Genomic DNA, 9,306 nt, shown 5'->3' on the forward strand with positions numbered 1-9,306 from the left:
GCCTGTCACGCAGGAGATCGCCGGTTCGATCCCGGTCGGGACCGCCATTTGTGGCTCAGTAGCTCAGTCGGTAGAGCAAAGGACTGAAAATCCTTGTGTCGGCGGTTCGATTCCGTCCTGAGCCACCATTTATAAAAATACTTATCTTCACATGAAACATGATTAAATGGGTTTTTCATAAATCAAAATCATGTTATAATGGAGGGGTAGCGAAGTGGCTAAACGCGGCGGACTGTAAATCCGCTCCCTCAGGGTTCGGCGGTTCGAATCCGTCCCCCTCCACCATTTTTCTTTAGGGGTATAGTTTAAAGGTAGAACGAAGGTCTCCAAAACCTTTGGTGTGGGTTCGATTCCTACTACCCCTGCCAATTTTATAATGGCGATTGTGGCGAAGTGGTTAACGCACCTGATTGTGGTTCAGGCATTCGTGGGTTCGATTCCCATCAGTCGCCCCATTATAATTAACAAATTTAATAATATGTGCATACAATATATTGGGCTATAGCCAAGCGGTAAGGCAACGGACTTTGACTCCGTCATGCGTTGGTTCGAATCCAGCTAGCCCAGCCATTTTTTGCGGAAGTAGTTCAGTGGTAGAATACAACCTTGCCAAGGTTGGGGTCGCGGGTTCGAATCCCGTCTTCCGCTCCAATAAGTATGGCGGCATAGCCAAGTGGTAAGGCAAAGGTCTGCAAAACCTTTATTCACCGGTTCAAATCCGGTTGCCGCCTCCATTAGATTATTAATGGTATTTGCAAAGTAAGACATTTTAATACGCCGGTGTGGCGGAATTGGCAGACGCGCACGACTCAAAATCGTGTTCCTTCTGGAGTGTCGGTTCGACCCCGACCACCGGTACCACTTTTATTATTAAACAGGGATACCTGTTTTCTTTATTTCATTTGATATGTATGCGGGTGTAGTTTAGTGGTAAAACCTCAGCCTTCCAAGCTGATGATGAGGGTTCGATTCCCTTCACCCGCTCCATACATACGTAACTAACGCAGCATTTCGTTTCCAGAAAACGAAGTGTTGCGTTTTTTTATGTTTTAAGCTGAAATGATTGTATGATCACTTGCACGTAAATCAGGAAATTCTTATGAGGGGTAAAAAGGTTAGGAAAAAGGTAAATGACTTTAATCCCCTTTTGAAGGAAATTTGAGTAAAACAAACTAATTGAAAAAAGGATGCCTCAGCATCCCACAATTTTATACGTACCTGATCCCCCGTGAATTTGAATGAACATGTTCATTAGTGATTCTGTCATTTTTTCTTTGCTTTCCTGTGAAACCGATGGTCTTAAGTAAACGATTTGCAGAGCGTTAGTGGTTTCTGCCGTTACAGCAGTCCTTTCTGAGTCAACGAATGGGCTGCCAAATGGTCCTTGATCATCTGCGGAAACAATTAAGTTGCTTACATTGTTTATTCTGCCATTTAGACCTGCGTATTCTTCTGTTTCAGAACCTATTCTTATCTGAACATTGCCGCTGATCTTATCACAGTCATAAACACCAATAGGGACCTGGTATTCAAGTGAGAAGAAGTTATTCAAGTCAATGGCGCTATGTACGGATTGAAGATAGTTTTGTTTGGCTATCCTGCGATAAAGGGCTTCGGCGGAATGTCTATAACGGTTTGGATCTTTTCCTGTACTTTTGAAAATACTTCGCCATTCCTTAATGCCATCCAGCTCCGTCACATTCTTTTCTAAGAGATCAAAGTAAATGGATTCCTGGAAAAGCTGAAGCCTGCCTTTTAACATTTGCGGAGAGTCCCCTACCTGGATATCTTTATATTCTATAACCCCCACCGAAAACCCGGGTATGTGATTACATATTGTACTGGAAACCTTAATTTCCATTGATTCCACCTCCAAAACTTCTTTAAAATAGTTTATCATAAAAGTGATGTGCATTTGAAAATTAGGAACTTCATAATGAATTCTTACAAAAGATGTGTTTATATAGATACGCCGTTTGAAAAATAATCTTCACGGAAAGGAGGTACCTTTCAATGGACATTAACAAAATTAAGCAAGACATCATTGATTATAGCAAGACAATTGGTATAGATAAAATCGGTTTTGCATCACCATCGACTTTCGAGGAAATGAAAATTCGATTATATAAACAGCAGGAGCTCCAATATCAATCTGGTTTTGAAGAAAAAGATATTGAAAAGAGAACCGAGCCTGCGCTGATCTTTGAACAGCCGAAATCTATCATATCGATTGCGCTCGCTTACCCATCTAAGATGAGAACAACGGTTGTCAGCAAGAAGGGTGAACGAAGAGGCATTTTTTGCAGAGCATCGTGGGGAACGGATTACCATGCGATATTAAGAGACAGGCTGAAAAAACTTGAAGACTATATTGCTGAAAAGGTCCCAGGTGCTAGATTTAAATCAATGGTCGATACAGGTGAACTTGTGGACAGGGCTGTTGCTGAGCGCGCAGGGATTGGCTGGAGCGGTAAGAACTGTTCAATTATTACCCCAGAATTTGGTTCATATGTGTATCTTGGTGAAATGATTACCAATATTCCTTTTGAACCGGATGCACCAATGGAAGATAGATGCGGCAGCTGTAATAAATGTGTTGAGGTTTGCCCGACTGGTGCCCTTATCCAAGGCGGACAGCTCGATTCTCAGAAGTGCATTGCATTTGTCACACAGACGAAAGGGTTTCTGGCAGATGAGTTCCGTGAGAAACTGGGCAACCGACTATATGGCTGTGACACCTGCCAGACTGTCTGTCCGGAAAATAAGGGGAAGGATTTTCACTTCCACCCTGAAATGGAGCCTGATCCGGAAATTGCCAAACCGCTGTTAAAGCCATTATTAACAATCAGCAATCGTGACTTTAAAGAGAAGTTTGGACACGTATCAGGGTCGTGGAGAGGAAAGAAGCCAATCCAGCGAAATGCAGTAATTGCATTGGCGCATTATAAGGATGAAACAGCCATTCCGGAGCTAATAGAGGTAATGAATGAAGACCCGCGTCCCGTCCTAAGGGGGACGGCTGCATGGGCTCTGGGCAAAATTGGCGGACAAGAAGCGTTTACTGCACTCACTGCAGCATTTAAGGCTGAAAAAGATGCAGATGTTCTAAATGAGATAGGTAAAGGGCTGGAGTTCTTTAAGGGTGGTTCAGAAACAACTCTATCAAAATAAAGAGGGATGGATTTGAAATGGATCCATTCCTCTTTTCTTTTTCCTTGATGTGCAGGTGTAGGGCTATATTCTTTATAAAACAGTTTTTATATGCGTGAAATCCTGACTCTCTTCATAAATATGAAAGATGAAGGGAGTGATGAACATGCGTGAACAACTGCAGGAGCTGCTTGAACAGCGTGTCCTTCAATGTGTCTCAATGCCACGGAATCTTTTGCATGAATGCCCTGCAATCGAGAAAAAGAAGCAGAGCTGCTCAAGAAGATCTGCTGAAATAGTAAAAGCGAAAGCAAAGGGCAGAATTGAAAAAAAAATGGAGGGCAAGGAGACAGTAAAGGTAATGTACGATGTCCATTTCCAATACTTAATTAAGCTAAAGGGCCACTTTTATATGGAAGAGGAAGTGGAAAAGAGGCAGGCCGAGTTTTATAAAGGCGTGCTGGTTAAAGATGAGAAGTTGAAAGAATCTGAGCCAGTAGTAGAAGTTGATGCATCCATGCCTGTGTTTGCAGAGGAGTCATCACAAAATAGGGCAGGATATCAATATGATCGTTTAAAAGCTGTTCAATATGCCGAGAGATGGTGGAATGACTTTAATCCTGCGTATAAAAAATTCGAGGTAGACTGTACAAACTATATTTCCCAATGCCTGCATACTGGGGGAGCTCCGATGAGGGGTTATCCAAACCGCAGCAACGGCTGGTGGATGCAAAATAATAATTGGAGCTTCAGCTGGACTGTAGCCAATGCGATGCGCTGGTATCTTCCTGCCTCAAAGCTCGGACTGAGGGCCAGAGAGGTGAGCAGTGCTGAGGAGCTTAAGCTTGGGGACGTGATCTGCTATGATTTCCAGGGTGATGGCCGCTTTGACCATACGACGATTGTCACGGGGCATGATGCTAACGGAATGCCGCTTGTGAATGCACATACGTATAACAGCAGGATGAGGTACTGGGCGTACGAGGATTCAACAGCTTATACTCCAAATATTAAATATAGATTCTTCACGATTAACGATGATCAGTGACATCCTCGGCATATGGGCATGCTCTTATGATGTCAAATAGATTCTTTGCGGCTTAAAACTTAAAAGCTTTCTCCCATGCAGACTGCGCTTTTCTTTGTCGTCCCGCAGTGTAGTGGTATAATAGCTGTTAGAGTTTTAGATAGAGGTGAAAGTCATGGCATTGCATGTAGTATTATACCAGCCCCTGATTCCAGCGAACACAGGAAATATTGCTCGTACATGTGCGGGAACGGATACAGAACTGCATTTGATTAAGCCGTTGGGTTTTTCGACGGATGATAAGATGCTGAAGCGTGCTGGATTGGATTATTGGGAGCACGTTAAAATACATTATTATGAATCGCTTGATGATTTTTATGAGAAGAATCAAGGCGGAGAATTTTTTTATGTAACGAAATTTGGAAAAAAGGCACACTCTGATTTTGATTATAGTGTGGCAGAAAAGGATTTCTTCTTTATTTTTGGCCGGGAAACAACTGGCCTTCCAAAAGAAGTAATTGAAGATAATATTGAAAGATGCCTGAGGCTGCCAATGAATGAAAATATCCGCTCCTTAAACCTGTCAAACACAGCGGCTATTTTGATTTATGAGGCGCTGCGCCAGCAGGATTATCGTGATTTGCGGAAATATTAAGGAGACCATTATAATGGGTCTCCTTTTTGGCATTACATTTTAAAAACAGAACTAAAAGGAGTTGAGGGCATGAACAATGTAATTGATACTATTCTGCGGCACCGTTCGGTAAGACGATTTGAGGACAAGCCTTTGGATCGGGAGCAAATCGAAGCGATCGTGAAAAGTGCGCAAGCTTCCTCCACTTCAAGTTTCATTCAGGCATATTCAATTATTGGTGTTACAGACAGGCCAAAAAAGCAGCGGCTCGCAGAACTCGCAGGCAATCAGTCCTATGTAGCAGAAAATGGCCATTTTTTTGTTTTTTGTGCGGACCTTTACCGTCATAAGATGATTGGCGATCTAGAAAATGCTGATCTTTCGGATTCCATAGAGAGCACTGAAAAGTTCATGGTCGCACTAATCGATACAGCTCTTGCTGCACAGAATGCTGCGATTGCAGCCGAATCAATGGGCCTTGGCATTTGCTATATTGGCGGTATCAGGAATGATCTCGAGGCAGTGAAAGAAGTATTGAAGACTCCGGAGTATGTAGTGCCTTTATTTGGTCTCGCAGTAGGCTATCCAGATCAAGAAACAGATCTAAAACCACGGCTGCCATTAGAACATGTCTATATGGAAAATGAGTATGAGCAGGATCAGAACGTGTTGGAGCAGCAGCTGAAAGAGTACAATCAAACGACATCGGACTATTATCGTGAGAGAACTGGCGGCAAACGTGAAGATACCTGGACTAGTCAAATGGCCAAGATGCTTGGCAGAAAGTCGAGGAAGTATATGAAGGAGTTTGTTGAGAACCAGAAGTTGAACAAGAGATAAGACAAATTAAATGCAGGAATTCATAGCGAGTTGTTTATAAAAGGCTGTGTTAAAGGTCAATGTTGATTTATAGCACAGACAATGTTAACAAAGCCATATGAAAAAGAGATAGCCTAAAAAAATAAACTTGCTTTCGAGATTTGTAAAAATTGCTTAGCGAATGAAATAAAGCAATCAAGGCTATAAAGCAGGGAAAACCAAAGACCAAATACGATCGTGAACATAGCCAAATAAAAAAAGCTGCCATTCGGCAGCTTTTTATTTTTTATTGATGCCCGGCTTATCATTGTATCCCGCAGTGAAGATTGCAGATAAGAATGCAACAGTAACGCCTATGATTATTAGAAGTTTCATGTATGTAAGCCTCCCTTTTGTTGGATTTGTCCATATAAATTTTATTATAGCCTATAAGTTTGAAACTGTGAAGGAATGGCATGATTTTTTACTAGTATAAACAAAAAAGGACAATCATGGAGCTTGAACCTTTACGCATGTTCAAATTGTTTGCTGCATAGAATTTATTAATCGTCTCTTGATAACGCTACATGGGGAGGTCCATATGGATATATTAAAAAAGATTGAGTTATACCGCCAGGATGAAGAGAAGCTGAAGTGGGAAGGGACGTTCAGGGAATACCTTGAAATCGTGAAGGAACAGCCATGGGTTGCTCAATCGGCACATTCGCGTGTGTATAATATGATCAAAGATGCTGGAATTGAAAAAGAAAAAGGAAAGAAACGCTATTCCTTCTTTAATTCACTGTTGTTTGGCCTTGAGGAACCATTGGAGCGGCTGGTTGAGGAATATTTCCATCCCGCTGCAAAAAGGCTGGATGTCAGGAAAAGGATCCTCCTGTTGATGGGACCTGTAAGTGGTGGTAAATCCACTCTAGTAACCATGCTGAAAAGAGGGCTGGAGGCATATTCGCATACAGACAGAGGCGCGATTTATGCGATTAAAGGCTGCCCGATGCATGAGGACCCGCTGCATATGATTCCTCACCATCTGCGTAAGGATTTCTATGATGAATATGGTATTCGAATTGAAGGAAATCTGTCTCCGCTTAATATGATGAGATTGGAACAGGAATATGGCGGCAGAATAGAGGATGTAATTGTTGAAAGAATTTTCTTCTCAGAAGATAAGCGGACGGGAATCGGTACATTCAGTCCATCCGATCCAAAATCACAGGATATTGCAGACTTGACAGGAAGCATCGACTTTTCCACAATTGCTGAGTATGGATCGGAATCTGACCCAAGAGCTTACCGTTTTGATGGCGAGTTGAACAAAGCGAACCGAGGGATGATGGAATTCCAGGAAATGCTCAAGTGTGATGAAAAATTCCTCTGGCATTTACTGAGTTTGACCCAGGAAGGAAATTTTAAAGCGGGAAGATTCGCGCTGATCAGTGCAGATGAACTAATCGTGGCGCACACGAATGAAACAGAATACCGTTCGTTCATTTCGAATAAAAAGAATGAAGCCTTGCATCACGCATCATCGTGATGCCAATTCCTTACAACTTAAAAGTTACTGAAGAAGAAAAGATCTATGACAAAATGATCAGGGAAAGCGATGTAAATGATGTCCATATTGCTCCACATACACTAAGGGTAGCAGCAATGTTCACCATTCTTACACGCTTGAAAGACCCGAAAAAAGGCGATATTGACCTGGTAAAGAAAATGAGACTGTATGATGGTGAAAACGTTGAAGGCTACAATAGTGCTGATGTGGAAGAATTGAAGAGAGAGCACCAGGACGAAGGCATGAGCGGTATTGATCCACGTTACGTCATCAACCGAATATCTTCAACGATTATCAGGAAAGAAATTAAGACCATTAATGCGCTCGACGTATTAAGATCTCTTAAGGATGGCCTTGACCAGCATCCATCCATTACCTCAGAGGTACGTGAGCGTTATCTGAATTATATTTCACTTGCTCGCAAAGAGTATGATGATATCGCGAAAAAAGAGGTTCAGAAAGCATTCGTGTATTCATACGAGGAATCTGCTAAGACGCTTATGGAAAATTATCTCGATAACGTCGAAGCATACTGCAATAAGGCTAAAATGCGTGACCAACTTACTGGAGAGGAAATTAACCCTGATGAAAAGCTAATGCGTTCCATTGAGGAGCAAATTGGCATTTCCGAGAATGCGAAAAAAGCATTCCGTGAAGAAATTCTTATCAGAATTTCCGCTTATGCGCGTAAAGGAAAGCGATTTGATTACAACTCACATGACCGCTTGCGTGAAGCTATCCAGAAAAAGCTGTTCGCCGACCTCAAGGATATTGTAAAAATTACGACTTCTGCGAAGACTCCCGATGAACTGCAGTTGAAGAAAATCAACAATGTAGTCGCCAGGCTGATTGACGAGCATGGATACAATTCTACATCGGCCAACGAGTTGCTGCGCTATGTAGGAAGCTTGTTAAATAGATAAAATTCGTTAGAGCCTGCAAATGTCTTTGCAGGCTCTTTTAAGTTTATAAATGCATAAAAGAGGGAATAGTACCGGCAAGAGGTGATTAGAATGAACAAAAATGAATTGCCGAAAAACTATGTTCCTAAAAACAGTTCAATGGCCCGGAATGAAGAGGAAATGGAAAACCTAGGGAAGCAGATGGAAAACCGCCGCACTGGTCAAGATCTTAAGGAAAACTATGGCAAAGCGCCAGACCCGGTTCAATTTAATAAGGATAAAGAGTAATCTTTGCTGAAAAGCGAAGGTTATTTTTTTTGAACGATCTGTTAAACTAGACTGTTGATTTCCGCTCCAGGCACTCGCTTTCCGAGTAAGAATTATGAAAAAGCCCAACTGCCAGCTTTTTTTTCATAAGCAAATTCTTCTAGGGGCGTCAGGTGAGCCTGCAGGACATTGAAACAGCTTCCTCGATTTTGCCCCACTATCTATGCAATGCGTTAGCATTTTCATAGGAGTCGAGTGCCCTCCGCTCCAATCAACAGGTGCTAAAAATCAACGATGAACTTTTACACAGCCTTTTTGAAAAATGTTTCATTATCATTCCGAACTGTTTTACATAAATCATAAAAAGTAGTTAGCAAAACTACCATTCTAGTATAGTATCGGCATTCAGTTTGGTAAATCGCAGCCGCCGCAGGGGGAGTCGGTGTGAGCAAAAACATGGACAAAAAACTTTGAAGATTAAATTTTTTCAATGAATCTTTGGAGGGACAACACGCTTTAAAAGGCATGCACAGAAAATGGGCTTGTCTGGAAGAAGAGAAATGGAGAATTGTCAAAATTATTTGTAAATTATTTTCGCTTCCTGCATAAGATAGAGTAATTACAATTCCCTTAGTGCTTATGGCCATCGGGATATTGTATGACAATAAGAACATTTCTGTTACAGTCAATTGGATCATTAAAAGGAGGGGTTGAAAATGACCGATGAGAGTAGTCACCAGTTCGTGATTTCCCAGGAAGATTGGTCCCTCCACCGCAAAGGACATGATGACCAGCAGCGCCATCAGGAAAAGGTGCAGGAAGCAATCCGCAATAATCTTCCTGATTTGATCACAGAAGAAAGTATTGTCATGTCCAACGGCAGGGATGTCGTAAAGATACCGATTAGGTCACTGGATGAGTATAAAATTCGTTATAACTATGATAAGAATAAGCA

Annotated in this window: 7 protein-coding genes, 9 tRNA genes and 1 pseudogene; 16 read left to right on the top strand and 1 reads right to left on the bottom strand. The window is 41.9% G+C overall.

Translation table 11 applies throughout. From position 1 onward, the window contains the following. Positions 1–52: 52 nt before the first annotated feature. The 9 genes from WB217_RS06640 to WB217_RS06680 all read left to right on the top strand — a co-directional run bounded on the left by WB217_RS06640 (position 53) and on the right by WB217_RS06680 (position 987). A tRNA-Phe gene (locus WB217_RS06640) sits at positions 53–128 on the top strand. A gap of 72 nt (positions 129–200) precedes the next feature. Further along, positions 201–285: transfer RNA gene (locus WB217_RS06645), tRNA-Tyr, on the top strand. Positions 286–294: 9 nt separating this feature from the next. Continuing rightward, positions 295–368 (top strand) — tRNA-Trp (locus WB217_RS06650). 11 nt (positions 369–379) lie between these two features. Next, positions 380–455, top strand: a tRNA-His gene (locus tag WB217_RS06655). Positions 456–495: 40 nt separating this feature from the next. After that, positions 496–570 (top strand) — tRNA-Gln (locus WB217_RS06660). A gap of 6 nt (positions 571–576) precedes the next feature. Next, positions 577–651: transfer RNA gene (locus WB217_RS06665), tRNA-Gly, on the top strand. An 8-nt stretch (positions 652–659) separates the two neighbouring features. After that, positions 660–734 (top strand) — tRNA-Cys (locus WB217_RS06670). A 42-nt stretch (positions 735–776) separates the two neighbouring features. Beyond that, positions 777–861: transfer RNA gene (locus tag WB217_RS06675), tRNA-Leu, on the top strand. Positions 862–913: 52 nt separating this feature from the next. Further along, positions 914–987, top strand: a tRNA-Gly gene (locus WB217_RS06680). Positions 988–1,192: 205 nt separating this feature from the next. Here WB217_RS06680 and WB217_RS06685 read toward each other — a convergent pair. Next, positions 1,193–1,861, bottom strand: coding sequence for a B3/B4 domain-containing protein (locus tag WB217_RS06685; protein ID WP_423991826.1), 669 nt, complete (start codon positions 1,859–1,861; stop codon positions 1,193–1,195). 152 nt (positions 1,862–2,013) lie between these two features. Between WB217_RS06685 and queG the strand changes: the two genes are divergently transcribed. The 7 genes and pseudogenes from queG to WB217_RS06720 all read left to right on the top strand — a co-directional run. Beyond that, positions 2,014–3,171 (top strand): tRNA epoxyqueuosine(34) reductase QueG, encoded by a 1,158-nt coding sequence (queG, locus tag WB217_RS06690; RefSeq protein WP_423991828.1) that lies wholly within the window; start codon positions 2,014–2,016, stop codon positions 3,169–3,171. A 145-nt stretch (positions 3,172–3,316) separates the two neighbouring features. Next, positions 3,317–4,198 (top strand): amidase domain-containing protein, encoded by an 882-nt coding sequence (locus WB217_RS06695; protein ID WP_423991830.1) that lies wholly within the window; start codon positions 3,317–3,319, stop codon positions 4,196–4,198. A 154-nt stretch (positions 4,199–4,352) separates the two neighbouring features. After that, positions 4,353–4,832, top strand: a complete 480-nt coding sequence (gene trmL, locus WB217_RS06700) for a tRNA (uridine(34)/cytosine(34)/5-carboxymethylaminomethyluridine(34)-2'-O)-methyltransferase TrmL (protein WP_335430218.1) — start codon at positions 4,353–4,355, stop codon at positions 4,830–4,832. Positions 4,833–4,901: 69 nt separating this feature from the next. After that, on the top strand, positions 4,902–5,651 hold the full coding sequence (gene nfsA / locus WB217_RS06705) for an oxygen-insensitive NADPH nitroreductase (protein ID WP_423991832.1): 750 nt from the start codon (positions 4,902–4,904) through the stop codon (positions 5,649–5,651). 559 nt (positions 5,652–6,210) lie between these two features. Next, positions 6,211–8,105 (top strand): annotated as a pseudogene (locus tag WB217_RS06710) (PrkA family serine protein kinase). A gap of 90 nt (positions 8,106–8,195) precedes the next feature. Further along, positions 8,196–8,372, top strand: a complete 177-nt coding sequence (locus WB217_RS06715; RefSeq protein ID WP_423991834.1) for a hypothetical protein — start codon at positions 8,196–8,198, stop codon at positions 8,370–8,372. Between the two features lie 695 nt (positions 8,373–9,067). Further along, positions 9,068–9,306 (top strand): DUF444 family protein (locus tag WB217_RS06720; RefSeq protein WP_423991836.1); only part of this gene is annotated, 239 nt, incomplete at its 3' end.

The organism is Mesobacillus sp. (genome assembly GCF_049588175.1).
Classification (GTDB): domain Bacteria; phylum Bacillota; class Bacilli; order Bacillales; family Cytobacillaceae; genus Mesobacillus.